This is a genomic window from Rathayibacter sp. AY1H3, assembly GCF_002932015.1.
In genome coordinates this window covers 34,838-49,398 of the sequence record NZ_PSUU01000021.1, presented here as the reverse complement: position 1 = coordinate 49,398, position 14,561 = coordinate 34,838, and the positions used below count along the sequence as shown (strand labels likewise).

The following is a 14,561-nucleotide window of genomic DNA, read 5'->3' as shown; positions in this document are numbered from 1 at the left end:
CGGCTCCGCCCGGGGACTACCGGGCGACAGCGGGGGTGGGGAGGACGAGTGCCGTCGCGGTCGCGGCGACCCCCTCGCCCCGGCCGGTGAAGCCCAGCGCGTCCGAGGTGGTGGCGGCGACGCTGACCGGTGCGCCGAGCAGGTCCGAGAGCAGCCTCTGCGCCTCCTCGCGCCGCGGCGAGAACTTCGGGCGGTTGCCGATGAGCTGCACCGAGACGTTGCCGATGGCGAAGCCGGCGGCCTCCACCAGCTCGCGGGTCGCGCGGAGGAAGACCTCGCCGTGGGCGTCCGCGAAGCGCGGGTCGGCCGTGCCGAAGCGGGAGCCGATGTCGCCGAGACCCGCCGCCGCCAGGAGCGCGTCGCAGATCGCGTGGGCGACCGGATCGCCGTCGCTGTGCCCGGACAGGCCCCGCTCCCCCGGCCAGTGCAGCCCGGCGAGCCAGAGCGGCGACGCGTCGTCGAAGGCGTGCACGTCCGTGCCGATGCCGACGCGCGGCACGACGACGACGGGCGGCGGTGCGAGCACCTGCTCGGCGCGGGCCAGGTCCCAGGGGGTGGTGATCTTGAAGGCGAGCGGGTCGCCGGCGACGACGATCGAGGGGCCGCCGCGCGAGGCGAGGAGCGCCGCGTCGTCGGTGAAGTCCTCCTCCGCCGAGGCGTAGGCCTCGTCGAGGAGCGCGCGCGGGAAGCCCTGCGGCGTCTGCACCGCGGCGAGCTCGGAGCGGTCCACCGTGCCGAGGATCCCGCCGTCGGCGCGGATGCGCTTGATCGTGTCGGTGACCGGCAGACCCGGGATCACTCCACCGCGCGTCTCCCGGACCGCCGCGATCACCCGCTCGAACTGGTCGACGGGCGTGAGGGCGCGGGCGGCGTCGTGCACGAGCACCGTCTCGACGGCCGGACCGAGCGCCCGGAGCCCTCGAGCGACCGACTCCTGGCGGCTGGCGCCTCCGGCGACGACGCTGACGGAGCCGTCCGGGGCTCCGGCGGCGTGCGCGAGAGCGGCCGTCTCCTCGAGGAGGGCGGCGGGAGCCACGACGACGATCTGGACCGGCTCCGCGAGCAGCAGCACCGTGCGCAGGCTGCGCTCGAGGATCGTCCTCCCCGCGCAGTCGACGTAGGCCTTGGGGCGCTCGCGGCCGAGCCTCGTGCCGCTGCCGGCGGCGACGACGACGACGGCCGCGGTCGGCGCGCCGGCCGGACCGTTCAGGATGCGAGGACCTCGTCGAGGAGCACGGAGGCGGCGTCCTCGTCGGTCTTCTCGGCCAGGGCGAGCTCGGAGACGAGGATCTGGCGGGCCTTGGCGAGCATGCTCTTCTCCCCCGCCGAGAGGCCGCGGTCGCGGTCGCGGCGGGTGAGGTCGCGGACGACCTCGGAGACCTTGACGACGTCTCCGGACCCGAGCTTCTCGAGGTTGGCCTTGTAGCGGCGCGACCAGTTGGTCGGCTCCTCGACGACCTCGGCGCGCAGGACCTCGAACACGCGCTCGACGCCCTCGCGGCCGATGACGTCGCGGACGCCGACCAGGTCGACGTTGTCGGCGGGCACCTCGATGACGAGGTCGCCCTGCGCGACGCGGAGCTTCAGGTACGTCTTCTCCTGGCCCTTGATCGTCCGGGTCTTCACCTCGGCGATCGTGGCGGCTCCGTGATGGGGGTAGACGACCGTCTCTCCGACCTCGAACTGCATGCGACGTCCTTTCAGCGGCGGACAGATTACCATGCGCGCCGAGCGGGACGGGAGTCCGGACGGGCGGAGCCGCGGTGCTCGCTACGCTAGCCTGGTGTCGGCTCGTGCACAGTGAAGTCGCCCTGTCCGGGGCGAGCGGGGCCGACGATCTGGAGGTTCCTGTGAAGGCGCGTATCGCTGCATCCGTCGTTCTCGCGGTCGGCGTCGCCCTCGCTACCGCCGGCTGCAACCTCGTCGCCCCGCAGGCGACGCGCAAGATCTACGACCCGAGCGACGGAGTCGGCGCGACGATCGGCGATCTCGCCATCCGCAACGCGATGATCGTCTCGGACGACGGCGAGGCAGGCACTCTGATCGTGACGCTCGTGAACTCCACCGATGAGGCGCTGAGCGTCGAGGTGCAGTACGAGGGCTCCGCGGGCCGCACCAGCGACACCGTCGACGCCGTCCCCGGCCGTACCGAGGTCCGCCCCGACAGCACCGAGGCCGTCCAGATGGACGACATCGACACGATCCCCGGCGGCCTGCTCCCCGTCTACTTCCAGTACGGCTCCGAGCAGGGCAAGGAGCTCCTCGTCCCCGTCCTGACGAACGCCCTCGAGGCCTACTCGACGCTGACCCCCGCTCCCTCCGCGACGCCGACCGTCACCCCGACGGCCGACCCCGCCCGGACCGCGCTCCCCACTCCCACCGCCGAGCCCGGCGTCGACGCTCCCACCGCCGAGTAGCCCCCTCCGCCCTCGAGGGCCGTCCACCCCGGTGGGCGGCCCTTCGTCGTCCCCGCAGGTCACGATCCGCCGACTCCGTCGGCCACTCGACCACCATTCGCGCGACGTCCGGCTGCGCGCGTCTCGATACGCCGACCACTCGAGCACCACGCCCTGAGCGACACCCCTGCCCGGCTCGTCGCGCAGCGACGGCCCACCCCACCTGGCTCGTCGCGCAGCGACGGCCTCGTCCCCCACCCCTCCAGTACAGGGTTGATCGCGGGTCCTGGCGGGGTGAGCTGCAAGGCGGAGGAGGACGCGATACCAGCGGTATCGCAACCGACGACAACGCCGCAGATCGCCCCGCCAGGGCCCGCGATCAAGCGTCGAAGCGGTAGCCGAGGCCGCGGACAGTAACCAGGAGCACCGGCTCCTTCGGCGTCTTCTCGATCTTCGAGCGGATGCGCTTGACGTGGACGTCGAGGGTCTTCGTGTCGCCGAAGTAGTCGCTGCCCCAGACGCGGTCGATGAGCTGGCCGCGGGTGAGGACGCGGCCCGCGTTGCGGAGGAGCATCTCGAGGAGCTCGAACTCCTTGAGGGGCATCGGGGTCTCGACGCCGTCGACTTCGACCGTGTGGCGTTCGATGTCCATGCGGACGGGGCCGGCGACGACGATCCGCTCCTCGCCGGGCTCCTCGGTGCGGCGTCGGAGGACGGCGCGGATGCGGGCGAGCAGTTCGCGGGTGGAGTAGGGCTTGGTGACGTAGTCGTCCGCGCCGAGCTCCAGGCCGACGACGATGTCCACTTCGGAGTCCTTGGCGGTGACCATGATGATCGGGACGGAGGAGCGGGTGCGGATCTCGCGGCAGACCTCGGTGCCGGGCATGCCGGGCAGCATGAGGTCGAGGAGGATCAGGTCGTAGTCGCTCTCGTCGAAGGCGGCGACGGCGCGGTTGCCGTCCTCGGCGACGGTGACGTCGTAGCCCTCGCGTTCGAGCAGGTAGCTGAGGGGCTCGCTGAGGGCGCTCTCGTCCTCGACGAGCAGGATGCTGGTCACGCGTGTTCTCCTATCGGGGCGGTCGCCGCGAAGGGCGTCCGGGCGGGGTCGGCTTCGGGGAGCCGGATGGTGAAGGTGGAGCCGCGGCCGGGCTTGGACCAGACGCGGACGTCGCCGCCGTGGTTCTGCACGGCGTGCTTGACAATGCTGAGGCCGAGGCCGGTGCCGCCGGTGTGGCGGGAGCGGGCCTGGTCGACACGGTAGAAGCGCTCGAACACCCGGTCGAGGTCCTCCTCCGGGATGCCGATGCCCTGGTCGGTGACGGCGATCTCGACGACTCCGCCGGTGGAGCGGACGCCGATGCCCACGCGGGAGCCGGCGGGCGAGTACTGGATGGCGTTGGCGAGGAGGTTGTGCAGCGCCGAGACGAGCATCTTCTCCTGCCCCACGACGTAGGCCTTCTTCATCCCGCCCTTGACCAGGGTGACGTCGTGCGACTCCGCCATGACGTGGGTGGTCTCGAGCGCCGCCGTGACGACGTCGTCGACGCGGATGATCTCGGCGGAGCCGGCGACGTCGGCGGCCTGGAGGCGGGAGAGCTCGATGATCTCGCGGGTGATCTTCGCGAGGCGGTGCGACTCCTGGGTCAGCCGGTGCGCGAAGCGGCGCACCTGCTGGGGGTCGTCGGCGGCGGAGTCGAGGGCCTCGGCGAGCAGGCCGACGGCGCCGATCGGGGTCTTCAGCTCGTGGGAGATGTTGGCGACGAAGTCCCGGCGGACGGCCTCGAGCCGGCGCGCCTCGGTGTGGTCCTCGGCGATGACGAGGACGTAGCGGGAGCCGAGGCGGGTCGCGTGGACGACGAGCGTCACGGCGGCGTCGGAGAGCGGGCTGGTCGCGAGCTCGAGGTCCTGGACGATGTCGTCGCCGAAGCGGCGGACGCGGTCGACGATGGCGGCGAGGTCGGGGTGGAGCAGCGTGTCCTGCGAGACCAGGCCGAGCGCGACGGCGCGGGTGGACGCCTTCAGCACGTTGTGAGACGGGTCGGTCACGAAGGCGGGCGAGCCGACGGCGTCGATGATCGCCTCGATCCCCTCGGGGAGCCCGACCGAGATCACGTCCTGCGCGATGCGGCCCTGGCGGGCGGCGAGCGTGAGCACGGTCGTCAGAAGGATCCCGATCGCGACACCGAGAACGAGCGACAGAACCACGATCAAGCCCGAATCCACGGACCCAGGCTAACCATCCACCGGGCGTCCCCCTACCGGACTCCCGTCGATCCTCCGGGGGTCGAGTACTGTTCAAACGCCCGGCACCGTCCGTTAACCTGCCGTGGTCATCATGACTGCGCCTGCGCCCACGGAGTGCAGTCGCAGCGGCGTGCGAGGTGCTCGCCGCAGATCCGGCGCCGTCGTCCGCGCGCGCCGTAGAGAGGGTCGAACACAGATGCGCGAAGTTTTCCAGCAGGAGCTGGCCGAGGTCCAGGAACGACTCGTCGAGATCTCCGGACTCGTCGAGATCGCCATCGAGAAGGCGACCCAGGCGTTCAACCACTCCGACGTCACCCTCGCGGAGGAGGTCATCGCGAGCGACGCGCGCATCGACGAGCTGGCCATCAGCCTCGACGAGCTCGCGATCGACATCCTCGCCCGGCAGAACCCGGTCGCCCGCGACCTGCGGATCGTCGTCTCGGCGCTGCGCATCAGCGCGTCGCTCGAGCGGATGGGCGACATCGCCGAGCACATCGCCCAGCTCTCGCGCTACCGCTTCCCCGACAAGGTGGTCCCCAAGAGCCTGCGTCCGACGTTCGTCGAGATGGGCCGCCTCGACGTGGTCGTCGCACACAAGCTGACCGACCTGCTCCGCTCGCAGGACCCGCGCATCGCCGAGGAGATCCGCGACGAGGACGACAAGATCGACGAGCTGCACGTCAGCGTCTTCGACAAGGTGCTCAGCGAGGCGTGGAAGGGCCAGGCCGCCGACACCGTCGACGCGACCCTCGCCAGCCGCTACCACGAGCGCTTCGCCGACCACGCCGTGTCGATCGCCAAGAAGGTCCAGTACCTGATCTCGGGCGACTACTCCTAGTCGACACCTCGGGCTCCGGCCCGTCTCACCGTCCGGCCCGCAGGAACGAGCGTCTCCTGCGGGCCGGACGTGTCCGTGCGCTCCGCCTCCGGGGCTACGGGAACGGCCCGCCGGAGTCGAGGACTCGGGCGGGCCGTTCGCGCGTGCGGGGCGGTGCTACTTCTTGGCGCCCTGGGCGGCGACGGCGGCGGCACCGGCGGCCGCGGCCTCGGGGTCGAGGTAGCGCGCCTCGCCGATGGGCTCGAAGTCCTCGTTCAGCTCGTAGACGAGCGGGATCCCGGTCGGGATGTTGAGCTCCGCGATGTCCGAGTCCGAGATGCCGTCGAGGGTCTTCACCAGCGCGCGGAGGGAGTTGCCGTGCGCGGTGATCATGACGGTCTTGCCCGAGGCGAGGTCCGGCTTGATGTCGGACTCCCAGTACGGGAGCATCCGCTCGATCACGAGCTTCAGCGACTCGGTGCGGGGCAGGGCGTCGCCGAGGTCGGCGTAGCGCTCGTCGTGCGCCTGCGAGTACTGGTCGTCGTCGTCGAGCGGGGGCGGCGGCACGTCGAAGGAGCGGCGCCAGGTCTGGAACTGCTCGGGGCCGTACTCGGCGAGGGTCTGCGCCTTGTCCTTGCCCTGCAGGGCGCCGTAGTGGCGCTCGTTGAGGCGCCAGGAGCGCTTGACGTCGATCCACAGGCGGTCGGCGACCTCGAGGGCGATGTTGGCGGTCTGGATCGCACGCGTCTGGCGCGACGTGTAGACGATGTCGGGGTGCAGGCCCGCCTCGGTCAGCAGCTCGCCGGCGCGGGTGGCCTCCGCGACTCCCTGCTCGGTCAGGCGCACGTCGACCCAGCCGGTGAAGAGGTTCTTCTGGTTCCACTCGCTGTTGCCGTGGCGCACGAGGATGAGGGTGTAGGTCTCGGACATGCGTCCAGCTTAGAGGCGGCCCCCTCGCCCGCGGATACGCTGGAGAGCATGCCCATCGGAGCCGTCACCCGCGGAACGACGGGCACGAACCGCCTCCGCCGGGTCGACCGCCGGCTCGCCGAGCTGCCCGTCCTGCGCAGCACCGCCTCCCCGCTCGTCGTCGATCTCGGCTTCGGGGCGAGCGCGGTCACCACGCTCGAGCTGCACCGCCGGCTCGTCCGGGCCGCGCCCGACGTCGAGGTGCTCGGCCTCGAGATCGAGCCCGCACGGGTCGACACCGCTCGGCGCCAGCTCGCCCGGGTGAGGGAGGGCGGCACGCCGTTCCCCGCGGACGCGCGCGTGCGCTTCGAGCGCGGCGGCTTCGAGGTGCCCCTGCCCGCGGGGCGGCGGGCGGGCGTCATCCGCGCCTTCAACGTGCTCCGCCAGTACGACGAGGACGCGGTGGAGGGAGCCTGGGCGACGATGACGGACCGTCTGCAGCCCGACGGCGTCCTGGTCGAGGGCACCTGCGACGAGATCGGCCGCATCTGCACCTGGATCGAGGTCGGCCGGGAGGGCCCGCGCTCGCTGACCCTCTCGCTCCGGCTCGCGGCGATCCCCTCGCCGATGACGGCGGCCGAGCGCCTGCCGAAGGCCCTCATCCACCGCAACGTGCCCGGCGAGGGCGTGCACGCCTTCCTCTCCTCCCTCGAGCGGGCGTGGACGCTGAACGCCCCTCTCGCCGTCTACGGTCCGGGTCAGCGCTGGATCGCGGCGGTCCGGGACCTCCGGCCGGAGTGGCCGGTCCTCGGCGGGCCGCGGCGCTGGCGCCTGGGCGAGGTGACGGTCGCGTGGGAGGCGGTCGCCCCCTCCTCCTGAGCGCCCGACTGAGCACCGGACCTCCTGAGCCCTAGGCGAGCGGGGGCAGGGCGGCCCGCGCCTCGGCGGGAGCGGCGCCGGTCGCCGTGAGCAGGTCGACGACGAGCGGGCGGAGCAGGACGAGCACCGTCTTCTCGGCGAGGCGCGCCTCCGGGATCAGCCGCTGGGGGTCGAGCGTGGTCGCGAGCAGCACGAGGTCCTGACGCGCCAGGGCGAGCACCGACGGATCGGCGACCGCGCGGCCGAGCAGCGCGATGCCCGGGCCGAGGGCGGCGACCGCTCCGGCGAGCTCCGGCCGCGGGGCGCCGTCCCGGACGAGGAAGTCGGTGCGGCGCGCGACGATGCGCAGGTTGCGGGTCGCGAGGTCCAGCGCGGACAGCATCACGGCCTGGCGGGAGAGCTCGCCGCGGTGCCGGCGGACGAACGGCGAGATCCGGGCGACGCCGGTCGCGGAGTCGAGCGCCGCGGTCCAGCCGTCGATGACCGGCTGCGTCCCGCGGATCCGCTCGAGGGCTGCGGTGGACGCCGAGGAGTCGCCCCGGCGGAGCGCCTCGGCCAGCTCCTCCACGGTCCGGCTGAGCGCGGTGAGGAGCCGGTGCGCCTCGGCCCGCGCTGTGCGCAGCGGCGGGCGGGGCACGATCGCCGTGCAGAGCAGCGCCGCGAGCCCGCCGATCAGGCCGTCGACGCTCCGGGTGAAGACGCCTCCGTCCGGCGCAGGGAGGACCATCACCAGCATCGCCTGGGTCCCGGCGGCCACGGCGAACCCCGGCGAGGGCGAGAGGGCCCGGCCGAGCGTGAAGACGATCGCGAGGACGACGGCGAGCTGCCAGACGCCGCTCCCCCACAGCAGGAGCAGGACCTCGCTGGCCGTGATGCCGATGAGCATCCCCGTCGCTGTCTCGGCCACCTGCTTGGGGCGGGTGTCGCGCGCGATGCCGAGGCTCGAGATCGTGGCCGTCAGCGCCAGCACCGGCGCGGGGTGCCCGAGGACGAAGTGCGCGACGGAGTAGGCGAGGGTCGCCGCGAGCACGATCTGCAGCACGGCGGGGAGCGACGCCCCCGCGCGGGCGAGGGCGCGCGCGGGACTCAGCTCGGGGGTCCGGACGAGACCGCGCAGCCGCTCGGCCGCCCGGCCCCGCTCGGCGGGACGTGCGGCCACCACGGCGTGGCCTACCTGGTCGTCGCCCCAAGGCGGGGCAGGCGGGGCACTCCCGCCTCCGCTCCGGCTCCGGGCGGGACCACGACCTCCTGGGCCGCGGCCACGCGCGAGTCGCCGGCCAGCACGGTCAGCTCGAGATCCACCGGGACGCTCCGCTTGACGACCGCGAGAGCGACCGGTCCGTCCTCGTAGTGCCAGGCGCTGGAGGTGACCGTGCCGACGTCGACCGGCTCGCCGCCCTTGAGCGCCGTGACGACGTCGCCGTGGGCGGGGAGGACCGAGTCGGAGCCGTCGAGCTGCAGCAGGACCAGGCGCCGGGGCGGGTGGCCGAGATTGTGCACCTTCGCCACCGTCTCCTGGCCCCGGTAGCAGCCCTTGGCGAGGTGCACGCTCGAGCGGAGGAGGTCGAGCTCGTGCGGGATGGACCGCTCGTCGACCTCGGTCGCGTGGCGCGGGCGCCAGGCGGCGATGCGCATGGCCTCGAGGGCGTCGACCCCGGCGAGGGCCACTCCCACCCCGACGGCCGTCTCCGCGAGGGCCTCGAGGGCCGCTCGCGGGACCAGGACCTCGCGGAGCTCCCAGGAGGCCCCGGGGTGCTCTGTGGTCAGCGCGTACTGCCAGCCGCCCGGCTGGACCTGCGACCACGGGTCGCTCCAGACGACGGGCTCCTCGGCCAGGGACAGGGCGAGCGTCAGGGCCGGCCCGTCGCCGAGGGCGGCGAGGGTCGCGAAGTCGTCGGTGCGGTCGGCGACCTCGACGCGGAGCATGAAGCGCATCCGGTCGAGCCAGGCGGCCAGGCCGGCCGTCTCGTCGCGGTCGAGCAGGAGCCAGGCGGTCTCGCCGTCGTCGACGAGGCGGATGACGTGCTCGATCCGGCCGGTCGGGTCGAGCAGGAGCGTCTCGGCGGACGCGCCGGGAGCGAGGCGCGAGACGGCCTGGCTGGTGAGCGAGTCGATCCAGGTGAGGCGGTCCGGCCCCGTGACGGTCACGACGCCGCGGCCGGAGAGGTCGACGAGCGCGGTGCCCGCGGCGAGAGCGCGCTGCTCGCGGAAGGGCTCGCCGTAGTGGGCGGCGACGCCGGGCTCGGCGGCGCTCGTCGTCGCGACGGCGCCCGGGGCGGCCAGGAGCGGGGAGAGCACGTCAGTCGACACGGGCGAGCCGTCCGGAGGAGTGGGTCCGCAGGCCCTGGCCGAGCGCGGCGATGTCCCACGCCCACAGCAGGTGGTCGTCGACCAGGCCGTAGAGGCGCGTGGCGGCGGCGTAGTCCTTCGCCGCGGCGGTGCGCATCACCGCGTCGGTCGCGAGGTCGATCCGCGGCCCCTTGACCTGACCGAGGTAGAGCTCGCTGACCCCGTCCGGGTGCACGAGCGAGACCTCGATGTCGAAGCCGCCGGCGGCGTTGCGCAGCGTCTCGACGGACTCCGCGTCGGGGAAGGCGGGTGCGCCGCGGCCGGGCAGCATTCCCGGGCCGGCGTCGGAGTCGGTCAGAGCGCGGCTGAGGCGCCAGTAGCCTGTCTCGGTGACCAGGGGCCGGGGCGCCTCCTCGGCGCCCTCCTCGATCAGCCACGTGTAGGAGTTGTAGTTGAGGTACGGGAGGCCGTCGTAGCTGAAGCTGATGCGATGGCCGAACTCGGCCTGGACGGAGTCGTCGCCGATCGTGTAGTCGATGACGCCCGAGCCCTCCCAGACGCCGAGCAGCCAGGACAGGGGGACGAGCTCGGGCGGCAGGCCCGACGGAAGCGAGATCACTCGGGCTCCGGCGGCGGCTAGCGCTGGCCGCGGTAGAGCTTGTAGACGACCACGCCGGAGACCCACGCGATGGCGAGGGAGGCGAGCCCGAGCAGACCGAGGTAGAAGAGTTCCAGGGCGAGAAGCATGCGCTCATCCTACCCGCCGCCTCCGACGCAGGGGCGGGGCCGACGCGGCCGCTCAGGCGGTGCGGATCCGGGCGCTCGGGACGGGAGGGCGCGACCGCTCAGGCGGGGAGGAGGAGGGCGATCCCGCTCGCGACCGCGACCACGGCCATCGCTCCGACGATGCTCGTCATCGCGCGGAGGAGGTACCCCTCGGCGCGGGCCACGGCGAGCTGCACCGCGAAGGTCGCGAGCACGCAGCCGCCGAACGTCAGCGCGAGCCAGAGCTGCCGGGACTCCGGAGCGGCGATCGCCAGCGTCAGCACGGAGCCCGCGAGTGCGAGCGCCCAGACGACTCCGATGCCCACCCTATCCCTGCCCATCCGACAATTGTGCCCCAGGCGGACGCCCCTCCCGGCCCGCCGCTAGTATTGCGGGCAGACCAGTTCTGGAGGATCCGTGGCGCAGTTGTTGATACTGACCTCGGCGGGAGGCGCCGAGGTGCTCCCCGCACTGGGGCTCCTCAGCCACCGGACCCGGCAGATCCCCGCGGAGCCCGCCCAGCTCGTGAACGCCCCGAGCTGCGATCTGATCCTGGTCGATGCGCGGCAGGACCTCGCCAGCGCCAAGTCGCTCTGCAAGATCCTCACGACCACGGGCATCAACGTCCCCCTCATCCTGATCCTCACGGAGGGCGGGCTCACGGCCGTCTCGGCCGACTGGGGCGTCAACGACGTCATCCTCGACTCGGCCGGCCCCGCCGAGGTCGACGCCCGCATCCGCCTGGTGATCGGCCGGCTGGCGCAGGAGCAGTCGACCTCGCGCATCCAGGCGTCGGGCGTCGTGATCGACGAGGCCAGCTACTCCGCCAAGGTGCACGGGCGCCCGCTCGACCTCACCTTCAAGGAGTTCGAGCTCCTCCGCTTCTTCGCCACGCACCCCTCGCGCGTCTTCACCCGCGAGCAGCTGCTGAGCGAGGTGTGGGGCTACGACTACTTCGGCGGCACCCGCACGGTCGACGTGCACGTGCGGCGCCTCCGCGCGAAGCTCGGCGACCTGGAGTCGCTGATCGGCACGGTCCGCAACGTCGGATACCGCTTCAACGTGTACGAAGAGGACAATGAGCGAGTCGCTCAATCTGTCCGTTGAGGATCTGGCCGATCCCGCGGTGGCGGCCGGCCTCGAGCACCTGATCGGGCGCGCCGCCTGGTTCGACCACCAGCCCCCCTTCAGCGACCAGACGCTCGTCGACGCCCGGGCCGGCTCGCGCACCCTCCTCGTGGGGCTGCGCGCCGACGTGGTCGTGGCGGCGGCGATCCTCGGGCAGGGCGAGCTGGAGTTCGTCGTCGATCCGGAGTGGCGCGGGGTCGGCTTCGGCACCGCGACCCTGGAGCAGGTCCTCGCGAGCGGCCGGACGGGCCTGCTCGCCTGGGCGCACGGCGACCACCCCGCCGCCCGGGCCCTCGCGGCCTCCCACGGCTTCGCACCGGTTCGCACCCTCCTGCACCTCGAGCTCGAGCCGCTCGCCGCCCCCGAGGTCCGCGTCCCCGAGGGCGTCGTCCTCTCGGACGCCCGCGACCTCGCTCCGGCCGAGTGGATCGCCCTGAACGCGCGGATCTTCGCCGCGCACCCCGAGCAGGGGCGGATGACGGAGGAGGACTTGGCGGCCCGCCGCGCCGAGCCGTGGTTCGACGAGGGCGACTTCCTCCTGCTCCGCGACGCCGACGGCACGCTCCTCGGCTACGACTGGCTCAAGATCGAGCCCGGATCGACGACCGGCGAGATCTACGTCCTCGGTGTCGCCCCCGAGGCGGCCGGACGGGGACTCGGCCGCATCCTGCTGAACGCCGGGCTCGCGCGGATGCTCGAGCGCGGCTGCACCACGGCCGACCTCTACGTCGAGGCCGAGAACCGGTCGGCGGTGGCGCTCTACCGCTCGCTCGGGTTCACGGACGCCTCCGTCGACGTGCAGTACCTGCAGCGGGCCGCGCCGCTGCGCTGAACCGGCACTCCTCCACAGGGCCTCCCCCGGCCCCGTTCATCCGGCATTCACGAGCGGCGGCGCGGAGCGGACGGACGCGGTGCCAGGATGGTCGCATGGACGGCGACAACCTGCTTCTCGAAGACGGTCTCAGCGATGACCTCGACGACGACTTCGACGACGAGGAGGAGCACTCGGACCCGCTCCTCCCCGACAACCGCTACCTCGACCGGGAGCTGAGCTGGCTCGCGTTCAACCAGCGCGTGCTCGAGCTCGCGGAGGATCCGCTGGTTCCGGCGCTCGAGCGGGCGAACTTCCTCGCGATCTTCTCGTCCAACCTCGACGAGTTCTTCATGGTCCGGGTCGCCGGCCTCAAGCGCCGCATCCTCACGGGGCTCGCCCTGCCGACGAACATCGGCCGCGTGCCGGTCGACGTGCTGACCGACATCTCGGAGAAGGCGCACCTGCTGCAGCAGCGCCACTCCCGAGCGTTCAAGGAGCTCGTCGAGCCCGCCCTGCGCGACGGCGGCATCGACCTCGTCCGCTGGGACGAGCTGAGCGACGCCGAGCGCACCGTGCTGGACGACTACTTCTCGGCCCAGGTGTTCCCGGTGCTGATGCCGCTCGCGGTCGACCCGGCGCACCCGTTCCCCTACATCTCCGGCCTCTCGCTCAACCTCTCGGTGCGGGTGCGGAACCCGAAGACGCAGAAGGTCGAGTTCGCGCGCCTCAAGGTGCCGCAGATGCTCCCCCGCTTCGTGCGGATCGCCGGCGTCGCGGCGCCGGGCGAGCCGATGCGGTTCATCTCGCTCGAGGACCTGATCGCCAACCAGCTGGACGACCTGTTCCCCGGCATGGAGATCCTCGACCACCACGTGTTCCGGGTGACGCGCAACGAGGACGTCGAGGTCGACGAGGACGAGACCGAGAACCTGATCAAGGCCCTCGAGAAGGAGCTGCTGCGCCGCCGGTTCGGTCCGCCCATCCGCCTCGAGGTCACCGACGACATGGACGACGAGACGCTGGGCCTGCTGGTCCGCGAGCTCGACATCACGACGCAGGAGGTCTACAAGCTCCCGGCCCCGCTCGACCTCAGCGGGCTCTTCAGCCTGCAGAAGATCGACCGCCCGGACCTGAAGTACCCCAATCACGTCCCGACGACGGCGGTGCAGCTCTCGCCCAGCGAGCCCAACCAGCGGCAGGACGTCTTCAAGGCGGTCTCCCGCGGCGACGTGCTCCTGCACCACCCCTACGAGTCCTTCGCGACGAGCGTGCAGTCGTTCCTCGAGCAGGCGGCGGCCGATCCGGACGTGCTCGCGATCAAGCAGACGCTCTACCGCACCTCCGGCGACTCCCCCATCGTCGAGGCGCTCATCGACGCGGCCGAGTCGGGGAAGCAGGTGCTCGCCCTGGTCGAGATCAAGGCGCGCTTCGACGAGCAGGCGAACATCTCGTGGGCGCGCAAGCTCGAGAAGGCGGGCGTGCACGTGGTCTACGGGCTCGTCGGGCTGAAGACCCACTGCAAGCTCGCGCTCGTCATCCGCCAGGAGAAGGGCGGAGTGCTCCGCCACTACTCCCACATCGGCACCGGCAACTACAACCCGAAGACCTCGCGCATCTACGAGGACCTCGGACTCCTGACGGCCGACCCCGAGGTCGGCAAGGACCTCACGCGTCTGTTCAACGAGCTCTCGGGCTACGCGATCGAGAAGAAGTTCAAGCGCCTGCTCGTCGCGCCGCGCCACCTGCGGAAGGGCCTGCTCAAGCGGATCGCCGCCGAGACCGAGAACGCCCGCGCGGGGCGGCCCTCGGGCATCCGGATCAAGGTCAACTCGATCGTCGACGAGTCCGTGATCGACGCGCTCTACCGCGCCAGCCAGGCCGGCGTGCCGGTCGACGTCTGGGTGCGCGGCATCTGCGGGCTGAAGCCAGGCCAGGAGGGGCTCTCCGAGACCATCCGCGTGCGCTCGATCCTCGGCCGCTACCTCGAGCACTCCCGCATCTTCAGCTTCGTCAACGGCGGCGAGCCGGACGTCTTCATCGGCAGCGCCGACATGATGCACCGCAACCTCGACCGCCGCGTCGAGGCTCTGGTGCGGATCGTCGAGCCGGCGCACCTCAGCGAGATCGACGACATGTTCGAGCGGGCGATGGACGAGCGGACCGCCTCCTGGTGGCTCGGCCCGGACGGCGACTGGACGCGGCACCACCTCGATGAGGAGGGCGCTCCGCTCGCCGACCTCCAGAACCAGCTGATGCAGCACATCACCCATCGCAAGCGCGCGGCGACACGGTCCGCCAACCGGGCCTCCAGCCGCTGACG

General features: G+C 72.3%; 15 protein-coding genes. 6 read left to right on the top strand and 9 right to left on the bottom strand.

Translation table 11 applies throughout. The annotated features are described in order from the left end of the window. Positions 1-16: 16 nt before the first annotated feature. Both ispD and C5C33_RS09910 read right to left on the bottom strand, forming a co-directional pair. Complete coding sequence (gene ispD / locus C5C33_RS09915) at positions 17-1,213, bottom strand: 2-C-methyl-D-erythritol 4-phosphate cytidylyltransferase (protein ID WP_104261017.1); 1,197 nt, start codon at positions 1,211-1,213, stop codon at positions 17-19. Then, entirely contained in the window at positions 1,207-1,689 is a 483-nt protein-coding gene (locus C5C33_RS09910; protein ID WP_104224589.1) for a CarD family transcriptional regulator, read from the bottom strand. Before C5C33_RS09910 ends, ispD begins: the two co-directional genes overlap by 7 nt. Before the next feature lie 104 nt (positions 1,690-1,793). Here C5C33_RS09910 and C5C33_RS09905 point away from each other — a divergent pair, with 104 nt between their 5' ends. Beyond that, positions 1,794-2,417 (top strand): hypothetical protein, encoded by a 624-nt coding sequence (locus tag C5C33_RS09905; RefSeq protein WP_146076504.1) that lies wholly within the window; start codon positions 1,794-1,796, stop codon positions 2,415-2,417. A 358-nt stretch (positions 2,418-2,775) separates the two neighbouring features. Here the strand turns inward: C5C33_RS09905 and C5C33_RS09900 are convergent, their stop codons facing one another. Both C5C33_RS09900 and C5C33_RS09895 read right to left on the bottom strand, forming a co-directional pair. Beyond that, a complete protein-coding gene (locus C5C33_RS09900; RefSeq protein WP_104261014.1) occupies positions 2,776-3,453 on the bottom strand; it encodes a response regulator transcription factor in 678 nt (225 codons plus the stop codon). Continuing rightward, positions 3,450-4,619 carry a cell wall metabolism sensor histidine kinase WalK gene (locus C5C33_RS09895; protein ID WP_104224692.1) on the bottom strand — a complete coding sequence of 390 codons (1,170 nt, stop codon included), beginning with the start codon at positions 4,617-4,619 and terminating at the stop codon, positions 3,450-3,452. The genes C5C33_RS09900 and C5C33_RS09895 overlap by 4 nt, the downstream gene beginning before the upstream one ends. Positions 4,620-4,836: 217 nt before the next feature. On the opposite strand from C5C33_RS09895, the gene phoU reads away from it, so the two are divergent. Next, a complete protein-coding gene (gene phoU / locus C5C33_RS09890; RefSeq protein ID WP_104224693.1) occupies positions 4,837-5,478 on the top strand; it encodes a phosphate signaling complex protein PhoU in 642 nt (213 codons plus the stop codon). Positions 5,479-5,634: 156 nt separating this feature from the next. Here phoU and C5C33_RS09885 read toward each other — a convergent pair whose 3' ends face one another. Then, a complete protein-coding gene (locus C5C33_RS09885) occupies positions 5,635-6,387 on the bottom strand; it encodes a phosphoglyceromutase (RefSeq protein ID WP_104224694.1) in 753 nt (250 codons plus the stop codon). 48 nt (positions 6,388-6,435) lie between these two features. Here C5C33_RS09885 and C5C33_RS09880 point away from each other — a divergent pair, with 48 nt between their 5' ends. Beyond that, on the top strand, positions 6,436-7,245 hold the full coding sequence (locus C5C33_RS09880; RefSeq protein ID WP_104261013.1) for a class I SAM-dependent methyltransferase: 810 nt from the start codon (positions 6,436-6,438) through the stop codon (positions 7,243-7,245). Positions 7,246-7,276: 31 nt separating this feature from the next. On the opposite strand, the gene C5C33_RS09875 is transcribed toward C5C33_RS09880, so the two are convergent. The 4 genes from C5C33_RS09875 to C5C33_RS09860 all read right to left on the bottom strand — a co-directional run bounded on the left by C5C33_RS09875 (position 7,277) and on the right by C5C33_RS09860 (position 10,640). Beyond that, a complete protein-coding gene (locus C5C33_RS09875; protein WP_104261012.1) occupies positions 7,277-8,407 on the bottom strand; it encodes an aromatic acid exporter family protein in 1,131 nt (376 codons plus the stop codon). Between the two features lie 8 nt (positions 8,408-8,415). Beyond that, the gene (locus C5C33_RS09870; RefSeq protein WP_104261011.1) at positions 8,416-9,555 is read right to left on the bottom strand and encodes a folate-binding protein YgfZ; all 1,140 of its coding nucleotides are present in this window, start codon (positions 9,553-9,555) and stop codon (positions 8,416-8,418) included. Further along, positions 9,545-10,153 carry an FABP family protein gene (locus C5C33_RS09865; protein ID WP_104224698.1) on the bottom strand — a complete coding sequence of 203 codons (609 nt, stop codon included), beginning with the start codon at positions 10,151-10,153 and terminating at the stop codon, positions 9,545-9,547. Before C5C33_RS09865 ends, C5C33_RS09870 begins: the two co-directional genes overlap by 11 nt. 226 nt (positions 10,154-10,379) lie before the next feature. Beyond that, positions 10,380-10,640, bottom strand: a complete 261-nt coding sequence (locus tag C5C33_RS09860) for a hypothetical protein (RefSeq protein ID WP_146076503.1) — start codon at positions 10,638-10,640, stop codon at positions 10,380-10,382. Positions 10,641-10,716: 76 nt separating this feature from the next. Between C5C33_RS09860 and C5C33_RS09855 the strand changes: the two genes are divergently transcribed. The 3 genes from C5C33_RS09855 (at position 10,717) to C5C33_RS09845 (ending at position 14,559) form a co-directional block, all read left to right on the top strand. Further along, the gene (locus C5C33_RS09855; protein WP_104261010.1) at positions 10,717-11,406 is read left to right on the top strand and encodes a winged helix-turn-helix domain-containing protein; all 690 of its coding nucleotides are present in this window, start codon (positions 10,717-10,719) and stop codon (positions 11,404-11,406) included. Continuing rightward, positions 11,378-12,259 carry a mycothiol synthase gene (mshD, locus tag C5C33_RS09850; protein ID WP_104261009.1) on the top strand — a complete coding sequence of 294 codons (882 nt, stop codon included), beginning with the start codon at positions 11,378-11,380 and terminating at the stop codon, positions 12,257-12,259. The genes C5C33_RS09855 and mshD overlap by 29 nt, the downstream gene beginning before the upstream one ends. A gap of 95 nt (positions 12,260-12,354) precedes the next feature. Continuing rightward, positions 12,355-14,559 (top strand): RNA degradosome polyphosphate kinase, encoded by a 2,205-nt coding sequence (locus C5C33_RS09845; RefSeq protein WP_104224702.1) that lies wholly within the window; start codon positions 12,355-12,357, stop codon positions 14,557-14,559. The last annotated feature ends 2 nt before the right edge of the window (positions 14,560-14,561 follow it).